General features: G+C 53.1%; 21 protein-coding genes. 18 read left to right on the plus strand and 3 right to left on the minus strand.

Annotated elements, in window-relative coordinates:
• The first annotated feature begins 18 nt into the window (after positions 1-18).
• The 5 genes from nhaA to N512_RS0106385 all read left to right on the plus strand — a co-directional run bounded on the left by nhaA (position 19) and on the right by N512_RS0106385 (position 3,240).
• Positions 19-1,194 (plus strand): Na+/H+ antiporter NhaA, encoded by a 1,176-nt coding sequence (gene nhaA / locus N512_RS0106365; RefSeq protein ID WP_025010547.1) that lies wholly within the window; start codon positions 19-21, stop codon positions 1,192-1,194.
• Positions 1,191-1,574: a hypothetical protein gene (locus tag N512_RS0106370; RefSeq protein WP_037474378.1), complete on the plus strand. Its 384-nt coding sequence runs from the start codon at positions 1,191-1,193 to the stop codon at positions 1,572-1,574. The genes nhaA and N512_RS0106370 overlap by 4 nt, the downstream gene beginning before the upstream one ends.
• Before the next feature lie 16 nt (positions 1,575-1,590).
• Positions 1,591-2,499: a transcriptional activator NhaR gene (gene nhaR, locus N512_RS0106375; protein ID WP_025010548.1), complete on the plus strand. Its 909-nt coding sequence runs from the start codon at positions 1,591-1,593 to the stop codon at positions 2,497-2,499.
• Between the two features lie 98 nt (positions 2,500-2,597).
• A complete protein-coding gene (locus N512_RS0106380) occupies positions 2,598-2,837 on the plus strand; it encodes an FAD assembly factor SdhE (protein ID WP_028779782.1) in 240 nt (79 codons plus the stop codon).
• Positions 2,818-3,240 (plus strand): protein YgfX, encoded by a 423-nt coding sequence (locus N512_RS0106385; protein ID WP_028779783.1) that lies wholly within the window; start codon positions 2,818-2,820, stop codon positions 3,238-3,240. The genes N512_RS0106380 and N512_RS0106385 overlap by 20 nt, the downstream gene beginning before the upstream one ends.
• A gap of 17 nt (positions 3,241-3,257) precedes the next feature.
• On the opposite strand, the gene nadB is transcribed toward N512_RS0106385, so the two are convergent.
• Complete coding sequence (gene nadB / locus N512_RS0106390) at positions 3,258-4,868, minus strand: L-aspartate oxidase (RefSeq protein WP_025010550.1); 1,611 nt, start codon at positions 4,866-4,868, stop codon at positions 3,258-3,260.
• 199 nt (positions 4,869-5,067) lie between these two features.
• On the opposite strand from nadB, the gene rpoE reads away from it, so the two are divergent.
• The 12 genes from rpoE (at position 5,068) to N512_RS0106455 (ending at position 15,179) form a co-directional block, all read left to right on the plus strand.
• The gene (gene rpoE, locus N512_RS0106395) at positions 5,068-5,646 is read left to right on the plus strand and encodes an RNA polymerase sigma factor RpoE (protein WP_025010551.1); all 579 of its coding nucleotides are present in this window, start codon (positions 5,068-5,070) and stop codon (positions 5,644-5,646) included.
• A gap of 24 nt (positions 5,647-5,670) precedes the next feature.
• Entirely contained in the window at positions 5,671-6,291 is a 621-nt protein-coding gene (locus N512_RS0106400; RefSeq protein ID WP_028779784.1) for a sigma-E factor negative regulatory protein, read from the plus strand.
• Positions 6,292-6,300: 9 nt separating this feature from the next.
• Positions 6,301-7,233, plus strand: coding sequence for a MucB/RseB C-terminal domain-containing protein (locus N512_RS0106405; protein ID WP_025887844.1), 933 nt, complete (start codon positions 6,301-6,303; stop codon positions 7,231-7,233).
• 10 nt (positions 7,234-7,243) lie between these two features.
• Complete coding sequence (locus tag N512_RS0106410; RefSeq protein WP_028779785.1) at positions 7,244-7,723, plus strand: SoxR reducing system RseC family protein; 480 nt, start codon at positions 7,244-7,246, stop codon at positions 7,721-7,723.
• Between the two features lie 117 nt (positions 7,724-7,840).
• Positions 7,841-9,631 carry a translation elongation factor 4 gene (lepA, locus tag N512_RS0106415; RefSeq protein WP_025010555.1) on the plus strand — a complete coding sequence of 597 codons (1,791 nt, stop codon included), beginning with the start codon at positions 7,841-7,843 and terminating at the stop codon, positions 9,629-9,631.
• A 169-nt stretch (positions 9,632-9,800) separates the two neighbouring features.
• Positions 9,801-10,715 (plus strand): signal peptidase I, encoded by a 915-nt coding sequence (lepB, locus tag N512_RS0106420; RefSeq protein WP_025887849.1) that lies wholly within the window; start codon positions 9,801-9,803, stop codon positions 10,713-10,715.
• The gene (gene rnc, locus N512_RS0106425; protein WP_028779786.1) at positions 10,712-11,395 is read left to right on the plus strand and encodes a ribonuclease III; all 684 of its coding nucleotides are present in this window, start codon (positions 10,712-10,714) and stop codon (positions 11,393-11,395) included. Before lepB ends, rnc begins: the two co-directional genes overlap by 4 nt.
• Positions 11,392-12,381 (plus strand): GTPase Era, encoded by a 990-nt coding sequence (gene era / locus N512_RS0106430; RefSeq protein WP_025887851.1) that lies wholly within the window; start codon positions 11,392-11,394, stop codon positions 12,379-12,381. The genes rnc and era overlap by 4 nt, the downstream gene beginning before the upstream one ends.
• Positions 12,382-12,389: 8 nt before the next feature.
• Positions 12,390-13,115 (plus strand): DNA repair protein RecO, encoded by a 726-nt coding sequence (recO, locus tag N512_RS22395; protein ID WP_037474381.1) that lies wholly within the window; start codon positions 12,390-12,392, stop codon positions 13,113-13,115.
• Positions 13,116-13,226: 111 nt separating this feature from the next.
• Positions 13,227-13,964, plus strand: a complete 738-nt coding sequence (gene pdxJ / locus N512_RS0106445) for a pyridoxine 5'-phosphate synthase (RefSeq protein WP_025887852.1) — start codon at positions 13,227-13,229, stop codon at positions 13,962-13,964.
• On the plus strand, positions 13,964-14,344 hold the full coding sequence (gene acpS, locus N512_RS0106450) for a holo-ACP synthase (protein WP_028779787.1): 381 nt from the start codon (positions 13,964-13,966) through the stop codon (positions 14,342-14,344). Before pdxJ ends, acpS begins: the two co-directional genes overlap by 1 nt.
• Before the next feature lie 295 nt (positions 14,345-14,639).
• The gene (locus tag N512_RS0106455) at positions 14,640-15,179 is read left to right on the plus strand and encodes an Mpo1 family 2-hydroxy fatty acid dioxygenase (protein ID WP_025010561.1); all 540 of its coding nucleotides are present in this window, start codon (positions 14,640-14,642) and stop codon (positions 15,177-15,179) included.
• A 23-nt stretch (positions 15,180-15,202) separates the two neighbouring features.
• On the opposite strand, the gene N512_RS0106460 is transcribed toward N512_RS0106455, so the two are convergent.
• Together N512_RS0106460 and N512_RS0106465 are read right to left on the minus strand one after the other, a co-directional pair.
• Positions 15,203-16,471: an HlyC/CorC family transporter gene (locus N512_RS0106460; RefSeq protein ID WP_025010562.1), complete on the minus strand. Its 1,269-nt coding sequence runs from the start codon at positions 16,469-16,471 to the stop codon at positions 15,203-15,205.
• Between the two features lie 100 nt (positions 16,472-16,571).
• Entirely contained in the window at positions 16,572-17,360 is a 789-nt protein-coding gene (locus N512_RS0106465) for a cytochrome C assembly family protein (RefSeq protein ID WP_025010563.1), read from the minus strand.
• 304 nt (positions 17,361-17,664) lie between these two features.
• On the opposite strand from N512_RS0106465, the gene ffh reads away from it, so the two are divergent.
• Positions 17,665-19,038 (plus strand): signal recognition particle protein, encoded by a 1,374-nt coding sequence (gene ffh / locus N512_RS0106470; RefSeq protein ID WP_025887855.1) that lies wholly within the window; start codon positions 17,665-17,667, stop codon positions 19,036-19,038.
• Positions 19,039-19,090 lie beyond the last annotated feature (52 nt).

Raw genomic sequence — 19,090 nt, forward strand, 5'->3', positions numbered from 1 at the left:
TGTTTTTGGGAGTTTAGTATGGAAAAGGCACTTCGGAATTTCCTGAGCCAGGAATCTGCCGGCGGTATTTTGTTATTGATTGCTGTAGCTTTGGCTATGGTCCTGGCTAATTCACCGCTTTCCGGCCTCTATCAAGGTTTTCTGGATACCCCGATGCAGTTGCGTCTTGGGGCCCTGGATATCAACAAGCCCTTGCTGCTGTGGATCAACGATGGTCTGATGGCGCTGTTCTTTCTGTTGATTGGTCTGGAAGTCAAACGTGAGCTGCTGGAGGGGGCACTGTCCAGTGTTTCCAAGGCATCTCTGCCAACCTTTGCCGCTATAGGTGGTATGGTTGTTCCGGCCGCTATCTATCTGCTGTTCAATGCCAATGATCCTGTGACTCAGGGGGGCTGGGCGATTCCGGCCGCGACTGATATCGCCTTTGCGCTGGGGATCATGGCACTTTTGGGTAACCGGGTTCCCGTGGCGCTCAAGGTGTTTTTGCTGGCGCTGGCAATCATAGATGACCTGGGTGTAATCGTTATTATTGCGCTGTTCTATAGCAGTGATCTATCCATGATCAGCCTCTTGATTGCCGCCGCTGCCGTCATAGGTTTGGTTACCTTGAACCGCCGCGGTGTGACTGCGCTTGGAGCCTATGGCGTACTGGGGGCCATTCTCTGGGTCGCTGTACTCAAGTCCGGGGTTCATGCCACTTTGGCCGGGGTGATCATCGCCTTCTGTATTCCGCTGCGCGACAAGCAAGGTGGTTCACCGTCCGAGCACCTGGAGCATGCGCTGCACCCCTGGAGCACCTTCCTGATCCTGCCAGTATTCGCCTTTGCCAACGCTGGGGTAGCCTTGGGGGGCATGTCGCTGGAAAGCCTGGTATCGCCTGTACCTCTGGGTATTGCATTGGGTCTGTTGCTCGGTAAGCCGATTGGTGTGGTGTTGTTCAGTTTTATTGCGGTTAAGTTGCGTCTGGCTGAGTTGCCTGAGGGCATTGCCTGGCGCCATATCATGCCTGTGGCTGTGATGTGCGGTATAGGATTTACCATGTCGATGTTTATTGCCTCTCTGGCATTTGAGCATGGTGGCGTTGTCTATAGCGATTTGGCCAGGTTGGGGATCCTGATCGGATCTATGTTGGCGGCAGTCGTGGGCTATTTCTGGCTGTCAAAAGTGTTACCTGAAAAAGGAGAAAAGGAATGAAAACAAGCATAATGGCCGGACTCATTCTGGCGGGCTTAGCCCCTTTGGCTCAGGCGTCACAGATAGAAGCCTGTATTGCAGACAAGGAAGCAGCCCTGTGTCAGAGTTACCTCGAAGGCGTTGTTGATGGTGCCCTCATGTATAAGCCACAAGCGGTAGGCGCTCGCCTGGACAGCAACGGCTATGAAGCTCGCGCCCTTAAGTATCGGGGAGGAAAGCGCTTTCAGGAAGCCAATCGCAAGTATTGCCTGGACAGGATCCCGGATAGGGATCAACTGGTACAGGGGATCAGCGAAGCCTTTGAAAGCGGTGAGGTCAAGGATATAGATACACTACAACTTGCCGTAAATAATTTGCTGGACTGTCAGCGTTTGAAGTAAGGAGTCGGGGCAGCCTATGTCTCATTTGAACTACAACCACCTGTATTATTTTTGGATGGTGCATAAGCAAGGCTCAGTGACCAAGGCTGCCGAGACACTCTGTTTAACTCCCCAAACCATTACCGGCCAGATAAGGACGCTGGAAGAAAGGCTCAAGGGGAGTCTGTTCAAACGGGTGGGGCGCAACCTGGCCCCTACTGAATTGGGCGAACTGGTGTTTCGTTACGCCGACAAAATGTTCAGTCTCTCTTATGAGATGCTCGATGTGCTCAACTATCGCAAGGATGAATCCATCCTGTTTGAGGTGGGTATTGCCGATGCTCTCTCCAAGGCATTGGCCAGTCGGGTACTGATGTCGGTGATCCCGGCCAACAGTTCCATGCACCTGGCCTGTTATGAGGCAACCCACGAAAGCCTGATGGCCAGGCTCAGGGAGCATAAACTGGATATGATACTGTCGGACTGCGCCGGTGAGTCTCTCAAGTATCCGGAAATTCTCTCCAAGAAGTTGGGGGAGTGCGGTATTGCCTTCTTCTCGGCGCAGGAGTTTAAAAGTGGCTTTCCCGAGTGTCTGGAAGAGGGGCCCTTGCTGATCCCCAGTCGGCGTACTTCTCTGGGCCAGCAACTCTATCGCTGGTTTGATGAGAAACGCCTTAATGTCAAGATTCTCGGTGAGTTCGACGATGCGGCTATGATGAAGGCCTTTGGCTATTTTCGTAAGGGGATATTTGTCGCCCCCTCCATCTATCAGCAAGATATTCTCGAGCACAACATACGTCTGCTCGGTGAAACCATGGAGATCAAAGAGGAATATCATGTGATGTTCGCCGAGCGGATGATCCAGCATCCGGCGGTGCAGCGCTTGTTGGAAACCGATTTTGGTGACTTGTTTGCCGGTCGTGACCTTCAGGTGCAGCAGTTCTGATACGGGTGGATGATTAAGGCGGATATTCGACAGCGCAGACGCCAGAATGTAAACTTGCGACAAAATTCTTGATTGGAGCATGATAGGTGTCTGACTTGATGAGTACCCCCAGGGTTAAGTGGGCATGTCGCCGTGGTATGCTGGAGCTTGATGTACTGTTTCAACCCTTTGTGGAACAGCATTACGAGACTCTGAGCCCTGAGGATAAGGCCTTGTTTGTTCGTCTGCTTGAGTGTGAAGATCCTGAGCTCTTTGCCTGGTTTATGGGGCATGAGCAATGTCCGGATCCGCAACTGGCACAGATGGTAGTGCGCGTTCGTGGCCGGGCAGCGCCATAGGTTTCAACTCAGTTCTTCCTTCAGCCAGTATCTGAGTCTGACGGTGCTGGCTGCTATTTGCCTGAGCAGCTTTCTTGCCTGGCCGGCGCTGGATTATCCTTTCTATTTATCTTTCAAATGCTTATGTTTGCTGCTAATGCTGGCAGGCTTTGGCCTTGCGCTGTGGCGTTTGCGCCGCTGGCAACTCTGTTTCTGGCTTAATGAATTGGGTGAAGGACAGTTCGAACCCGGTTCGAGTTTCGAACTTAGTGGCAGACCTTGGGTCAGCCCCTTTGTGGTGACTTTTACCTATCAGGGGGAGGATAACTACGGGCGTTGCTGGCTGTTTGCCGATATGTTTGACGACACAGACTATCGTCACCTGTGTCGTCTATTGTTGCAGCGCTCAAAGTCCGCTAACTGAACTCATTCCAGCCCAAGTTATTCAGGTTGCAGAATGGTCGGCTGCGGATTCTCCAGTTTCTGCGGATGATCGATATTACAGTGCAGGCCGCGGCTTTCCTTGCGGGCCATAGCGCAGCGGATGATCAACTCGGCCACTTGCACCAGGTTGCGCAATTCCAGCAGGTTGTTGCTGACGTGGAAGTTGCTGTAATACTCCTGGATCTCCTGTTGCAGCATGGCGCAGCGGCGCAGGGCACGCTCCAACCGCTTGTCTGAGCGCACAATGCCGACATAATCCCACATAAAGAGTCTCAGCTCATGCCAGTTGTGGGCAATCACTACTTCTTCATCCGAGTTACATACTTGGCTTTCATCCCAGGCTGGGATATTGCCGGGCATGGCAATTTTACCTAGCTGGCTTTGAATATCGGTCGAAGCGGCGCGGGCGAATACCAGACACTCCAGCAAGGAGTTACTCGCCAGGCGGTTGGCACCGTGCAGTCCGGTATAAGCCACCTCACCTATGGCATAGAGGCCATTGAGATCTGTCTGACCGTGAAAATCTGTCATTACCCCGCCGCAGGTATAGTGAGCGGCAGGCACCACAGGGATAGGTTCCTTGGTGATATCTATCCCTAAGTCCAGGCAGCGCTGGTAAATGGTGGGGAAATGCTTGATGACAAATTCCGGGTCCTTGTGGCTGATATCCAAATAGACGCAATCGGCACCGAGGCGCTTCATTTCATAGTCTATGGCCCTGGCCACTATGTCCCTGGGCGCCAGTTCGGCGCGTTCATCAAAGTCAGGCATAAAGCGACTGCCATCGGGACGGCGCAGATAGGCGCCTTCACCGCGCAAAGCTTCGGTCAGCAGGAAATTGCGGGCATCTGAATGATATAGACAGGTCGGGTGGAACTGATTGAATTCCATGTTGGCCACCCGGCAACCGGCACGCCAGGCCATGGCAATACCATCGCCACTGGCGATATCCGGGTTTGAGGTGTACTGGTAAACCTTGGAACTGCCGCCGGTCGCCAGGGCGACAAACTTGGCCTTGATGGTTTCAACCTGCTCAAGGTTACGGTTCCAGACATAGGCACCCAATACCCGGTTGCCCGGACGGCCCAGTTTACGGGTGGTGATCAAATCTATGGCGTTATAACGCTCAAGCACCAGAATATTGGGGTGGGCCTGGGCCATCTCCTGCAGTGTGGTCTGTACCTCTTTGCCGGTGGCATCAGCGGCGTGCAGAATACGCCTGTGGCTGTGGCCGCCTTCGCGGGTTAGATGGTAGGCGCTGTCATTGATGCTGCCATCGGGATTTTCTTCCTTATCGAAGGCAACACCGCATTCAATCAGCCATTGCATGGCGGCTCGGGCATTTTCGGCCGTGTAGGTTACCACTGCTTCATCACAGAGTCCGGCGCCGGCGACCAAGGTGTCGGCCACGTGGGATTCTATGGTATCCTCCTCGTCGAAAACCGAGGCTATGCCCCCTTGGGCATAATAGGTTGAGCCTTCGTTGAGAGGACCTTTAGAGAGTAAAATGACTTTGGTTTTTTCAGCCAGGTGAAGGGCGAGAGTCAAGCCCGCTGCACCACTGCCTATGACCAGGACGTCAGATTGGTGTTCAACTACTTGTTTCATCGGGTATCATGAGATGTGACTGGGGGTTCGGTTATGGTAAACCAACTCGCAAGGGATGGATACAACCCAGCTCAGGATATTCACAGTACATTTTTTGCAAAACATCAGAACTTTTTCGAAGCACGCTAGTCTACATAAGTGAATATGATTCGAGCGACTGAGAAATCAGCATTATAAGATTTGGGAGAAGTCGGCTCGGATGAGTGGACAAACAAGTGATCAACAACTGGTTGAGCGCGTACAACGTGGCGATAAAAACGCTTTTAACCTGCTGGTGCAAAAGTACCAGAGTAAGGTCATCAACCTGATATCCCGTTATGTACGGAATCAGGCCGATGTAGCAGACGTGGCGCAAGAGGCTTTTATTAAGGCTTATCGGGCGTTACCTAATTTCCGCGGTGAGAGTGCCTTTTATACCTGGTTGTACCGAATAGCAGTAAATACGGCCAAGAATCATCTGGTGTCACAGGGGCGCAGAACACCTGCGAACGATGTTGATGCCGATGAAGCCGAATTTTACGATGGCAGTGATGCCCTGAAAGAGTTCGCCTCTCCTGAGCGGTTGATGCTTTCAGACGAGATAAAGAAGACTGTCTTCGACACTCTCGAATCGCTGCCGGAAGAGTTAAAGATGGCTATCTCCTTGCGTGAGCTTGATGGTATGAGCTACGAGGATATTGCCAATGTGATGGATTGCCCTGTAGGTACTGTGAGATCCCGTATCTTTCGTGCCCGGGAAGCCATAGACAAGAAGCTCCAGCCTTTGCTGGAAAGATGATCCTTTAATAGAGACAGGTGAGTAATGGATAAATTAGGTCAGGAGTGGGTTTCTGCGGCAGTGGACGGCGAAACCGACGCTCAGACGCTGGCAGAACTGGCTGGTGACACTGCTTCTCACGACAAGTGGCGTAACTATCATCTTATCGGTGATGCCATGCGTGGCGAGTTACCTTCCGCTATCCCCTTGGATCTGTCCGCCAGTATTGCGGTCGCTATCGACAAGGAGCCGGCGATTGTCGCACCTGTCACCTCAACCCAGGTATCTGTGGCCGATGAGCCTCAGCGTCAGATTGCCAGCGGTGCTAGAGTGATCCCCATGTTCAAGCAGTTTGGCCAGTATGCGATTGCCGCAACTGTTGCCATGGTTGCCATTGTTGGTGTTCAGAACTACAACCAGTCACCTGAAAGCCAGGATCCTGCATCCCCTGTGCTTATTACCCGTCCTTTGGTGGGCAGCGCCTCACCGGTTAGCCTGCAAACCGGGCCGGTTCAGCAGCCACAGGGCTATACCAATGAGCAGTTGATTGAGCAACGTCGCAGGATCAACAGCTATATTCAGGATCATATGTTGCAACAGAGATTGAATGCCGGTGTGGTTATGGATAACAATAATGAGGTCGTTCCTGTTCCTATGAATCGTTAAGGAAATCTCTTGCGCCTTTTCCTCCTGGCCATTCTGGCCTTTGCAGTACCTGCCTTCGCGCAGGATGATATGTCCGCCAAAGCCTGGCTTGAAAAAATGAGTCAGGCTCTGCGCGAAAAAGAATACAAGATTTCTCTCATCCAACTTCAGGCCGATAATATTCGGCCTTTGGTATACCTGCACGGTAAAGTCAACGGCGAGGAAGTGGCCTTTCTCGAACACCTCAATGGTCCGCCAAAGAATGCCGTTCGTGTCGGCAATACAGTGACCTTTATCGAACACGAACAGCCCGCCTACAGCATCAAAGCCAAGCGTATTCAAGGGGTGATGCCGGCAGCCTTCTTCGGTGACAGTGGCGACCTCGAAGCCGGGTACCAACTGGTGCTGGGTGGCCGCAGTCGTATTGCCGGACGTCCTGGACAGATGGTTCGCATTTTACCCAATGATGAATATCGCTATGGTTTCCAGGTGTGGATGGATATGGAAACCTTCCTGCCGCTGCGCTATGACATGCTGAATCAGGACAAGCAGTTGTTGGAGCAGTTGTTGGTCATTGAATTGATAGAACTGCAGGAAACAGCACCTCTGCTGGTGGAGGCCTACAAGCAGGAATGGCCGGCGGTGATGAATCCATCAGAGCGGGAAGATGGCCAGAACTGGCAATTTGATTGGCTGCCGCCCGGTTTTCAGGTGGTGGTTCGCGATCATCATCGCCTGATAGGCAGTCATGAGCCGGTGGAATATATTGCCCTCACCGATGGCCTCAGCAATATCTCTGTCTACGTTGCCCGCGCCGGTGATGCGCCCATGCCGGAAGAATTGATGACCCGTAATGGCCTTTCCATGGCGGCTGACAGAGTCGGTAATCTGGAAGTGGTTGCAGTCGGTAAGGTGCCGACGCAAACGCTTATCCGTATCGCTTCGGGCCTAAGGCTGGAGTGAGGACAGGGTTATGATGGAACAGGTGGCTAAGGTCATAGGTACAGACAGTGATGGTTGGGTCAAGGTGCAGGTGGAGTTGAAGAGCGCCTGCAATCACTGTTCCAGCAGCGAATCCTGCGGCACTTCGGCAGTTGCCAAGGCGTTTGGCAGTCGGTTGCAGGAGTTTTCCCTGCCCAGCACTGAAACTTATCCCGAAGGCACCTTGCTGCGTTTGGGCTTGCCGGAAAGCGTAGTGCTCAAGGCGGCTCTGCTGGTTTACATGCTGCCTTTGGCCGGGTTGTTTCTGGGCGGGCTATTGGGGCGCTTTGTTGCCTCGCTCGCCGGGTTCAGTACAGATGGCGGCGCCATATCCATGGCGATCGCCTTTGCCTTGCTGGCTTGGCAACTGGGCAAGTCTCAGGCACGCTGGATTGAAAACCGGGCTCAACCTGTCATTCTCGCCAATCTTGGCCAAGCCATGGAGAGCGCTTCAGAAACTCACTGCCACTAATCCTGTCCTTCCCACAAAGGCTCAAAGTGTGAATCTAATTGGTATTGGCCCAGCAATCGGGTACAATTTCGCACCTTTGAGCACAGTCTCCCATTAGAATTTAGTCATTGCAGCATAATGAAACATATTAGAAACTTTTCGATTATTGCCCATATCGACCATGGCAAATCTACCCTCTCAGATCGCCTGATCCAGGTTTGTGGCGGCTTAACCGACCGTGAAATGGCTGCTCAGGTGCTGGATTCAATGGATCTGGAGCGCGAACGCGGTATCACCATCAAGGCCCAGAGCGTTACACTCGACTATAAGGCAAAAGACGGTGAAACTTATCAGCTGAACTTCATCGATACCCCAGGGCACGTTGACTTCTCCTATGAAGTTTCCCGCTCGCTGGCGGCTTGTGAAGGAGCCTTGCTGGTAGTTGATGCCGGTCAAGGGGTTGAGGCCCAGACACTGGCGAACTGTTATACCGCGCTGGAAATGGATCTGGATGTCGTTCCTGTACTCAACAAGATTGACCTGCCTCAGGCTGAGCCCGAGCGGGTTGCGGCCGAGATTGAAGACATAGTCGGCATTGAAGCTAAAGACGCTGTACGCTGCTCTGCCAAGACTGGTGTTGGCATAGACGAAGTGCTGGAAACCATAGTGGCACAAATTCCGCCACCGGAAGGTGATCCGGAAGGGCCGCTGCAGGCTCTGATCGTCGACTCCTGGTTCGACAGCTACCAAGGGGTTGTGTCTCTGGTGCGGATCAAGAACGGCGTGCTCAAGAAGGGCGATAAGTTCAAGGTCATGAGCACAGGCCAGACTTACAACGCCGACAAGGTGGGGATCTTCACACCCAAGCAGACAGAAAAAACTGAACTGAGAACCGGTGAAGTAGGTTTTATCATCGCCGGTATCAAGGAGATCCACGGTGCCCCTGTGGGGGATACCCTGACCCATGCCAAACACGGCGCAGACAAGCCTCTGCCTGGCTTCAAGAAAGTGAAGCCTCAGGTGTACGCTGGTGTGTTCCCCATCTCTACCGACGACTATGAAAGCTTCCGTGATGCGCTGAATAAGTTGAGTCTGAACGATGCTTCACTGCAGTTTGAGCCGGAAAACTCCACCGCCTTGGGCTTTGGTTTCCGTATCGGTTATCTGGGACTCCTGCACATGGAGATCATCCAGGAGCGATTGGAGCGGGAATATGACCTGGATCTGATCACCACGGCACCGACTGTGGAATATGAAGTTGAACTGACCAATGGCGATGTTGTCTATGTGGATAACCCATCCGAGTTGCCGGCGCTCAACTATATCGAAGAGATGCGTGAGCCTATCGTCGAAGCCAATATTCTGGTGCCCAAAGATTACCTGGGCAACGTGATCACTCTGTGTGTTGAAAAGCGCGGTGTGCAGAAGAATATGGTTTACCACGGCAACCAGGTAGCACTGACCTATCATATTCCGGCGGCCGAAGTCGTGATGGACTTCTTTGACAGGCTTAAGTCCACCAGTCGTGGCTATGCTTCGCTCGAGTACAATTTTGTCTACTTCCAGGCGGCCGACATGGTGCGTTTGGATGTGTTGATCAACGGCGACAGAGTCGATGCACTGGCGATGATCATCCACAGGGGCAACATACGCCACCGTGGTATCGCCCTGGTGGAGAAGATGAAAGAGCTGATCCCGCGGCAGATGTTTGATATTGCAATCCAAGCCGCAGTGGGCAGTCAGATTGTGGCCCGTTCGACCGTGAAAGCACTGCGTAAAGACGTAACCGCCAAGTGTTACGGTGGTGACGTTTCCCGGAAGAAGAAACTGCTGCAGAAGCAGAAAGAAGGTAAGAAACGGATGAAGCAGCTCGGTAACGTGGAAGTTCCACAGGAAGCCTTCCTGGCGGTATTGAAACTGAACGAGTGATCCTGTGGCGCCTCGGCGCCCTGGATAGCAACATCTCATTTGCGCCGCATTTTGCGGCGCTTTAGTTAGTTTAAGGGGAGACCTGTCCCTGGAACGGCAAATATGGGTAAACTAACTAAAGCTGACAAGACTTATTCCAATTTAATACAAGGCAGGAGTTAAATAACCAATGGCAGCCTATTTTTCCATTATTCTGGTGCTGGTGACCTTGGTCAGTGGCCTTATCTGGGCACTCGATGCCTTTGTGCTGGCCCCCAAGCGTCAGGCTAAACTGGCATTGGCCCAAGCGCAAAATGGCACCTTGACCGATGAAGTCACTGAAAAAATCATTCAGGAGCCAGGTTATGTGGAAACCTCCAAGTCCATTTTCCCTGTGATAGCCTTTGTGCTAATCCTGAGATCTTTTTTGTACGAGCCGTTTCAGATCCCTTCCGGCTCCATGATGCCAACCCTGCTGGTGGGTGACTTCATTCTGGTGGAAAAATTCAGCTATGGCCTGAAAGATCCTGTATGGCGCAGCAAGCTGGTGGAAACCGGCGAGCCGGAGCGCGGCGATATCATAGTATTCAAATACCCTAAAGATGAGCGGGTCGATTACATCAAGCGGGTTATCGGTTTGCCAGGCGATAAGATCATCTATCGCAACAAGGAACTCTATATTCAGGAAGCCTGTAAAGAGCAACAACCTTGTCCAGGCCCTAAACTGGTATTGAGAGCACCGGTCAATAAAGGCGAATTCCAGGATGACGGCGTGGATCTGCTGCGTTTTCGCGAGCAACTGGGTGAGGTGACGCACGATATTCTGATCAACCCGGCTCGCCCTGAGCCATCGGCCTTCTATTACCGTGAGCCAGGCTTTGCTCAAGGGGAGTTTGTCGTACCTGAAGGCCACTATTTTGCCATGGGTGATAACCGCGACAACAGTACCGACAGCCGTTTCTGGGGCTTTGTGCCTGAAGCCAACCTGGTGGGTAAGGCTGTGGCAATCTGGATAAGCTTTGAGTTTGAGCGCCAGCCTCAGGATTGGTTACCTACCTGGGTGCCAAGCGGTGTGCGTTTTGAGCGTGTAGGTGGTTTGAAGTGAGAGAACCTGTGAAGAATTTTGCCCGTCTGTGTCGTACTCTGGGGTATGAATTCAATAACATGGCGCTGCTGGAGCAGGCCATGACTCACAGAAGTGCGGCCAACAAGCATAACGAGCGGTTGGAATTCCTCGGTGACTCTATCCTGTCGATAGTGATTTCCGATGCCCTGTATCATCAGTTCCCCAAGGCGACGGAAGGCGATCTCAGCCGGATGCGTGCCACCTTGGTGCGCGGTGATACCCTGGCACAAATCGCCAAGGAGTTTAAGCTGGGTGACTATCTGACCCTGGGCCCGGGCGAACTCAAGAGCGGCGGGTTTCGCCGCGAATCCATACTCGCCGATGCGGTGGAGGCCATCATAGGTGCCATCTACCTGGACTCAGATCTGGAAACCTGTCGACCACTGCTCTTGGGCTGGTACCAGCAGCGACTGAAGGCGATTCAACCCGGGGTCAGCCAGAAAGATGCCAAGACCCAGTTGCAGGAGTACCTGCAGGGCTATAAGAAACCTCTGCCTGAGTATAAAGTGGTGGCGGTTTCCGGCGAGGCGCACGATCAGACCTTTACCGTAGAATGTCGTATCGAAGAGCTGGCTCAAGCCGTATCCGGCACCGGCAGTTCACGCAGAAAAGCCGAGCAGCAAGCCGCTGCTGGGATATTGGAGTTACTGAAAAAATGAGTAAGACCCCAGAGGTACCGGCCCAGGAGCCGAGCCTGGATGAACTGCTGGCCAAGATGAACCAGCAGTCACCGACACCCGCCTATGATGTTACCTACTGCGGTATGGTGGCCATAGTCGGTCGCCCCAATGTCGGCAAGTCCACCTTGCTCAACCGTTTGCTCGGCCAAAAGGTGAGTATCACCTCCCGTAAGCCGCAAACCACCCGCCACAGGATCATGGGGATCCACACCGAAGGCCCATCGCAGATAGTCTTTATCGACACCCCTGGACTACACATAGAGGAAAAGCGCGCCATCAACCGTTTGATGAACCGCGCTGCCGCCAGCTCGCTGGCCGATGTCTGCATGGTGATCTTTGTGGTCGATGGTCTCAACTGGACCGCTGATGACGAAATGGTGCTCAATAAACTGCGTCATGGCGGCAGTGAGCGCAAGACAGTGCTGGCAGTGAACAAGGTCGACTATATCAAGGATAAGGAGACACTGTTTCCGCACCTGGAAGCCCTGGGACAGAAGTATGCCTTCGATGAAATTGTGCCCATCTCTGCCAAGTCGGGTACCAATGTCGGCCGCTTGATGTCGCTGGCGAAAGAGTCACTGCCCGAGAGCGTGCACTATTTCCCGGAAGATTATATTACCGACCGTTCACAACGCTTTATGGCCTCTGAAATCGTCCGTGAAAAACTGATGCGTTTTCTCGGTGATGAACTGCCTTATGATGCCACGGTGGAAATCGAGCAGTTCAAGATGATGGAGAATGGCGTCTATCAGATCAATGCGCTTATTCTGGTTGAACGCGACGGCCAGAAACGCATGGTGATCGGCAAGAAGGGCGAGCGGATTCGCACTATCGCCACTGAGGCCCGCAAGGACATGGAGCAGTTATTTGATAACAAAGTGTTCCTGGAAGTCTGGGTCAAGGTGAAGTCGGGCTGGGCCGATGATGAACGTGCCCTTCGCAGCCTGGGTTACGGCGAAGACTGAGGCCGACTATGCTGCGAGGCTATGTGCTGCACGCCCGGCCCTATCGGGAATCCAGCATGTTGTTGAACCTGCTGGTGGATGGCCTTGGTCGGGTCGACGCCGTTGCCAGAGTCGGCAGTGGCAAGCGCTCGATAAAGAGCATAGTGCAGCCGTTTCAGCCGCTGCTGTTCCAACTGAGTGGCCGCAGCGACCTCAGAACCCTGACTCAAATTGAGAGTGCGTCCCCGGCAGTGCCCCTGTCCGGGGACGCTTTATATGCGGCCATGTACCTCAATGAACTCTTGGTGCGGGTACTGGGCAACCACCAGAGTGGCGAAGCGCTGTTTTTCAGTTATCATCAGAGCCTGCTGGCGCTGGCCAAGGGCTTTGAGCAGACAACACTGCGCTATTTCGAGCTCAGACTCTTATCCGAGCTTGGCTGCATGCCCTCATTGGTGAAGGATGCTGATGGCGCCGATATCCAAGCCGATGGCTGCTACAGATTCATTCCCGAACAGGGGTTCATCCCCTTTATTGGTGATGCCAAGCGGCAAGAGGCACTACCGGGAAGCACTCTATTGGCATTGGCAGAAAACCGCCTTCAGCAAGAGGATTGGCAATCCGCCAAAGTCTTGACCCGGCAATTGCTCCGGCCACTGCTCGGTGATAAGCCACTGCTCAGCAGGCAGTTGTTTGCCCGCCGGGGGGAATATTCGTCAAGGGCCCCACAGCCGCCCAGCCGAGGAGAGAAATGAGCTCTTCAGCCCGCTTTTTTCAAATGCTGCCGTTACAATGGCAGAGAATAGAAACTGCTTTTATACCGCCGATCAGGCTGGTGCATTCCAGTAATTATCAAGGAGTTAAAGATGAATAGAATCTTGTTAGGGGTGAATATAGATCATATCGCCACCTTGCGGCAGGTGCGTGGCACCCATTACCCGGATCCTGTGCATGCAGCGGCCGTGGCCGAGCACGCCGGCGCCGAGGGGATCACTATCCATCTTCGTGAAGACAGACGCCACATAGTGGATCGCGATGTCTACCTGCTGGCCAAGACGCTCAAGACCCGGATGAATCTGGAAATGGCGGTCACCGAAGAGATGCTGGATATCGCCTGTGAGGTTAAGCCTGTCTATGTATGTCTGGTGCCGGAGAAACGTGAAGAGCTTACTACAGAGGGCGGCTTGGACGTTGCCGGTCAGCAGCCGAAAATCGCCGCGGCGGTTAAACGTCTGGCCGAGCAGGGCATTAAGGTATCACTCTTTATCGATGCCAACCGCGAGCAGATAGATGCCGCCGTAGCCGTGGGTGCGCCCGTGATAGAAATTCATACCGGCCGCTACGCCGACGCCCATAGCGCCGAAGAGGAGAGCGAGGAGTTGGCCCGTATCACGGAAATGGCTGCCTATGCTCATGGCAAGGGCCTGGTGGTCAACGCAGGGCACGGGTTGCACTATCACAATGTGAAGCCGATAGCTGCTATCCCCGAGTTGCATGAGCTGAATATCGGCCACGCCATCATAGCCAGGGCGGCGATAGACGGCCTGGACAAGGCGGTCAGAGATATGAAGCAACTCATGCTGGAAGGTCGCAGAGGCGAGTAATGGCTGTGCTGGGACTGGGAACCGACATAGTGGAAATCGCCCGCATTGAGGCTCAGTTGGAGCGGGGCGGAGATAGGCTGGCCAAACGGGTGCTGACCGAGGCCGAATATGCCCGCTTTCAGACGCTGAGCGAACCGGCGCGATTTCTGGCCAAGCGCTTTGCGGCCAAGGAAGCGGCTGCCAAGGCGCTGGGAACCGGAATAGGCCGTGGAGTCTCGTTTCAGCATATTCATATCAGCAATAATGCCGATGGTGCGCCCCAGCTTGAATTCAGTGATGGCGCGCACCAGCGCCTGGAAACACTGGGCGCCAAGCGGGCACTGCTGTCCATTGCCGATGAACGTCACTATGCGGTGGCGACTGTTATCTTAAGCGACTAGCACAACTAAGCCTTGCCTGGTACTGAGGGCCTTGTCCAAGTCTGTTAGACTGGCTGTTTGTCAGGTTTGTCAAAGTACAGTTTGTCAAAGCATGAGAGGAGCCGAGAGGCTCCTTTTTTATGGCGTTGTCACTGGTTAATTGTTGCGGTACTCTCAAACCATCAGGTGTATTAATCGCATCTGAGTACAGGCACTTATCTGAAGCTCAAGTATATGGGCCTGCACCGGAATCAAATAGACACTCGAGGTCCCTGCTTGGCGGGAGGAGAATAATAACAAAACCAAGGAGAGCGTCATGAAGTCGGCTGTTGAACAGTTGTCCACTTATAAGAGTGTGCATCTGAACCCTACCAATATCAAAACTCATTTTATCGGTATCCCATTGATTATCTGGTCAGTATTTTTAATGCTGTCGTTGTGGCGCCTGCCTTTTTCAAGTGGCACTCTCAGCGTCGCCATGTTGCTGGCTGTTGGGGTGATGCTTTATTACATCAAGCTGCATTGGCGTTTGGCGCTGGGACTGGCACTGTTTATCCTGCCGGTGATTCTGACAACCGAATGGCTCTATACCCTGGGTTATGCCAGTATTTGGTTGGGCATAACGGTTTTTGTCATAGGTTGGATATTCCAGTTTATTGGCCACAAGTATGAAAAGGCCAAACCGGCCTTTATCGATGATCTTAACCAACTGCTTATTGGCCCCTTTTTCCTGATGGCCGAAGTGTTTTTTATGCTGGGGCTGGAAGGTGAGTTGGATAACACCATCACCGCGATAGCCCGGGACAAACGCCGGGCACTGGAAGCCGCCAGAAGGGCAGACAATACTGCCCAATGACTCAGCTCAAAGCGGGTTGAGTTTCAGGATGGGCGATAAAACTGCGGCATGATCCGCACTGTCTTGATCATGTTGTCGGCCACTTCCACCACTTCCATCGGGTAACCCGCGAGCCTCAGGCTGGTATTGGCCTGAGGTATCTCTTCCAGATATTCCAGGATCAAACCATTGAGGGTCTTGGGGCCGTCGGTGGGGAAGTCCCATTCCATCTCTTTGTTGAGATCGCGGATATTGATGGTGGCATCGATCAGGAAGCTGCCATCCTGCTGCGGGGTAATATCTTCGCTGGGAGTAGTGACCATGGAAGTGGTAAAGTCACCGACGATTTCCTCAAGAATATCTTCCAGTGTCACCAATCCTTGAATATCACCGTATTCATCCACCACCAGGCCTATGCGTTCCTTATTGTGCTGGAAGTTGGCCAATTGCACGTTGAGCGGTGTGCCCTCGGGAATAAAGTACAGCTCTTTCACGGCTCTAAGTAGCGAGGATTTACTGAACTGCTCCTTGGACTGCAGTCTCAAGGCATCACGCAGATGCACAAAACCCACGGCATCATCTATGTTGTCACGATACAAGAGTACCCGGGTATGCGGGCTCTGAATAACCTGCTTGTTGATACTCTTGAAGTCATCATTGATATTGATGGCATAGAGCTCGGAGCGGGGCACCATGATGTCTTCCACTGTGACCTTTTCCAGATCCAGAATCGACAACAGCATCTCCTGGTGGCGTCTTGGGATCAGGGCCCCGGCTTCATGCACTACTGTGCGCAGCTCTTCCTGGCTCAGGGCATCATCGGCACGGATGGAGCGTATTCCCATCAGCCTGAGAATAAAGGAGGTGATAATATTGACGCTCTTGACCAGAGGCGAAAACAGCCACAGCAACCACTTGAGTACCAGGCTGGAGGGGAAGGCGATACGTTCGGGGTGCAGCGCAGCCACAGTTTTGGGCGTCACTTCGGCAAATACCAATACCACAAGTGTCAGTACCCCGGTGGCTATGGCCAATCCCAAGTCGCCCCAGAGTCGAATCCCTAAAATTGTGGCGATTGAGGAGGCCAGGATATTGACCAGGTTGTTGCCTATGAGGATCAGGCCTATGAGCCTATCGGGGCGGTCCAGCAACTTAATGGCGCGTCTGGCGCCCTTGTGACCATTATTGGCCAGATGACGTAACCTGTAGCGGTTTAGGGTCATCATGGCGGTTTCCGAACCGGAAAAATACGCCGAAATCAGAATTAACAGCAGTAGAATTATCAGGAGTATGCCGGTCGATATATCGTCCAAAAAGGGGCCCCGTCAGGAATAGCGAAAGTTAGTAAATACTGGCAATTGGATGGAGTGTCAAGTCAGGCAAAGGTCTAGGCCTTGCCCGACTCGACTCAGATTAGCTCAGGATGAGCTCTTTGACGATGCGGGCGCCAAAGTAAGCCAGGGAGAGCAGGCTGGCGCCTGTCAAACTGTAGATCACCGCCGTGCGGATACGGCAACCCACGGTATATTGCTGCCACAACATGGCGATATAGACGAACCAAGCCAGAATGGAAAGTACCGCCTTGTGACCCTTGCCATCGGCAAACATATCATCAAGGAAGATAAAGCCGGTGGCGAGCGACAGACTCAGCAAAATCACCCCTATGATGATCAGGTGGTACAGCTGCTTTTCGACCGTCATCAGTGGCGGAATAGCCGGGCTCAACATCAGCTGCTTTTTCTTCAGCTTGTTCTGGATAACGGCCAGTTGGATGGCATAGAGTGCCGCTATCATCAAGGCACTGTAGGCCATCAGTGACAACACCACATGGACCAACACTTCGGGGTGCAGCTCAAAATGGGTAATGTATTTGGGCGGCAGCAGCCATAGCAGGGCTACGGATATCACAGAGCAGGCATACACAACAGGCACCAAGACTATGACCTTGATACGGGAAAGCACCAGAGTGAATGCCAAAGCGATGATCCAGTTCACCATGGATATCACATTGGTCAGGCTGAAGTTCTGGCCATCGGCGGTAAAGATCGCCTGGTACAGGGCTGCGGCGTGCAGTATCACACCCAAGGCGGCAAAACCGGCTACGGCGCGGCGGTTGGGCCCCTCGGCATGAAATAAGCGGCTTGTCACTAATATCAGCGCTATGCTGTAGAAAAACATCGCGGCAGCAGAGAGAATGACCATCTGGGATTAACCTATCCTTATGTGTAATTGGCCTCTGTGGGCGGCATCGGAAAACTTGTTTGCGTTAGAATAACATGAGCCGTCGGTAATTGGGCAGTGACCCAGACGACAAAATTATGCAGTTCCCGACAGTTAGTGCATAAAATACGGCAATTGGTTCCCACCCGCATTAAGGCAAAATGTTTATTTGCACCTTGATAAGCGTCTATTTAACCCCATCTTGAGAACAGGGCTGCATTAATACCCCGGCATAGTTATAATACGCCCCATCATTTTACATTCATAAACGGTATAGAACTGGACGATGTTTGAGAATCTCACCGACAGATTGTCCCGCACCCTGAAAAATATCAGTGGTCGGGGTCGCTTGACTGAAGAGAACGTGAAGGACACCCTGCGCGAAGTTCGTATGGCATTGCTGGAGGCCGATGTGGCCCTGCCTGTGGTGCGGGAGTTTGTCAGCAGCGTCAAAGAACGTGCCGTTGGCCAGGAAGTGGCCAAGAGCCTGACCCCGGGCCAGGTGTTTGTCAAAATTGTCCAGAGTGAACTGGAAAAAGCCATGGGTGAGGCCAATGAGGCCCTCAACCTGGCCGCCCAGCCACCTGCCGTATTGATGATGGCGGGCCTGCAGGGCGCGGGTAAAACCACCAGTGTCGCCAAGTTGGGTAAGTTCCTGCGTACCAGACAGAAGAAGTCTGTGCTTGTGGTCAGTGCCGACGTATACCGTCCAGCGGCGATCAAGCAGCTGGAAACCCTGGCCAATGAAGTTGAAGTCGAATTTTTCCCATCGGACGTCAGCCAGAAACCGGTGGATATCGCCAATGATGCCATAGCTTACGCCAAGCGTAAGTTTATCGATGTAGTGATTCTGGATACCGCCGGTCGTCTGCATGTGGACGAGGCGATGATGGATGAGATCAAGGCGCTGCACGCTGCGGTCAAGCCGGTTGAAACCTTGTTTGTGGTCGACGCCATGACAGGTCAGGATGCGGCCAATACCGCCAAGGCCTTTAATGAAGCGCTGCCGCTGACCGGGGTGATCCTCACCAAGGTGGATGGTGATGCCAGAGGCGGTGCCGCCCTGTCCATTCGCCATATTACAGGTAAACCCATTAAGTTCCTGGGTGTGGGTGAGAAGACTGATGCCCTTGAGCCTTTCCATCCTGACAGGGTCGCTTCCCGTATTCTGGGGATGGGAGACGTGTTGTCGCTCATCGAAGAAGTTGAGCGCGGTGTCGATAAGGAAAAAGCCCTTAAGCTGGCCTCTAAAGTGAAGTCCGGCGGCAGTTTTGACCTGGAAGACTTCCGTGAGCAGCTGCAACAGATGAAGAATATGGGCGGCATGATGGGGATGCTGGAAAAGCTGCCCGGTGTCGGTCAACTGCCTCCCGATGCTTTGGCGCAGGTGCAAAACGGTAAGCTCACAGGTCAGATGGAGGCTATTATTAACTCCATGACGCCAGATGAGCGTAAGCGCCCGGACATGATCAAGGGCTCACGTAAACGCCGCATCGCCGCCGGTTCCGGCACTCAAATTCAGGATGTAAACCGCTTGCTGAAGCAGTTTACCCAGATGCAGAAAATGATGAAGAAAATGTCCGCCAAAGGCGGCATGCATAAGATGATGCGCGGCCTGGGAGGCATGTTGCCTCCGGGAATGAAATTCCCCGGTCGCTGATACAAAATGACCTTACCGGGAAGGTGCAAACCTTCCTTAGCTATTGTCCCGC

The organism is Shewanella sp. 38A_GOM-205m (assembly GCF_000518445.1).
GTDB classification, from domain to species: domain Bacteria; phylum Pseudomonadota; class Gammaproteobacteria; order Enterobacterales; family Shewanellaceae; genus Shewanella; species Shewanella algae.

Bases quoted from the DNA above. Each gene is read 5' to 3' on its own strand.
- nhaA (WP_025010547.1), top strand. From the start codon at position 19: ATGGAAAAGGCACTTCGGAATTTCCTGAGCCAGGAATCTGCCGGCGGT.
- N512_RS0106370 (WP_037474378.1), top strand. From the start codon at position 1,191: ATGAAAACAAGCATAATGGCCGGACTCATTCTGGCGGGCTTAGCCCCT.
- nhaR (WP_025010548.1), top strand. From the start codon at position 1,591: ATGTCTCATTTGAACTACAACCACCTGTATTATTTTTGGATGGTGCAT.
- N512_RS0106380 (WP_028779782.1), top strand. From the start codon at position 2,598: ATGAGTACCCCCAGGGTTAAGTGGGCATGTCGCCGTGGTATGCTGGAG.
- nadB (WP_025010550.1), bottom strand. From the start codon at position 4,868: ATGAAACAAGTAGTTGAACACCAATCTGACGTCCTGGTCATAGGCAGT.
- rpoE (WP_025010551.1), top strand. From the start codon at position 5,068: ATGAGTGGACAAACAAGTGATCAACAACTGGTTGAGCGCGTACAACGT.
- N512_RS0106400 (WP_028779784.1), top strand. From the start codon at position 5,671: ATGGATAAATTAGGTCAGGAGTGGGTTTCTGCGGCAGTGGACGGCGAA.
- N512_RS0106410 (WP_028779785.1), top strand. From the start codon at position 7,244: ATGATGGAACAGGTGGCTAAGGTCATAGGTACAGACAGTGATGGTTGG.
- lepA (WP_025010555.1), top strand. From the start codon at position 7,841: ATGAAACATATTAGAAACTTTTCGATTATTGCCCATATCGACCATGGC.
- lepB (WP_025887849.1), top strand. From the start codon at position 9,801: ATGGCAGCCTATTTTTCCATTATTCTGGTGCTGGTGACCTTGGTCAGT.
- era (WP_025887851.1), top strand. From the start codon at position 11,392: ATGAGTAAGACCCCAGAGGTACCGGCCCAGGAGCCGAGCCTGGATGAA.
- recO (WP_037474381.1), top strand. From the start codon at position 12,390: ATGCTGCGAGGCTATGTGCTGCACGCCCGGCCCTATCGGGAATCCAGC.
- pdxJ (WP_025887852.1), top strand. From the start codon at position 13,227: ATGAATAGAATCTTGTTAGGGGTGAATATAGATCATATCGCCACCTTG.
- acpS (WP_028779787.1), top strand. From the start codon at position 13,964: ATGGCTGTGCTGGGACTGGGAACCGACATAGTGGAAATCGCCCGCATT.
- N512_RS0106455 (WP_025010561.1), top strand. From the start codon at position 14,640: ATGAAGTCGGCTGTTGAACAGTTGTCCACTTATAAGAGTGTGCATCTG.
- N512_RS0106465 (WP_025010563.1), bottom strand. From the start codon at position 17,360: ATGGTCATTCTCTCTGCTGCCGCGATGTTTTTCTACAGCATAGCGCTG.
- ffh (WP_025887855.1), top strand. From the start codon at position 17,665: ATGTTTGAGAATCTCACCGACAGATTGTCCCGCACCCTGAAAAATATC.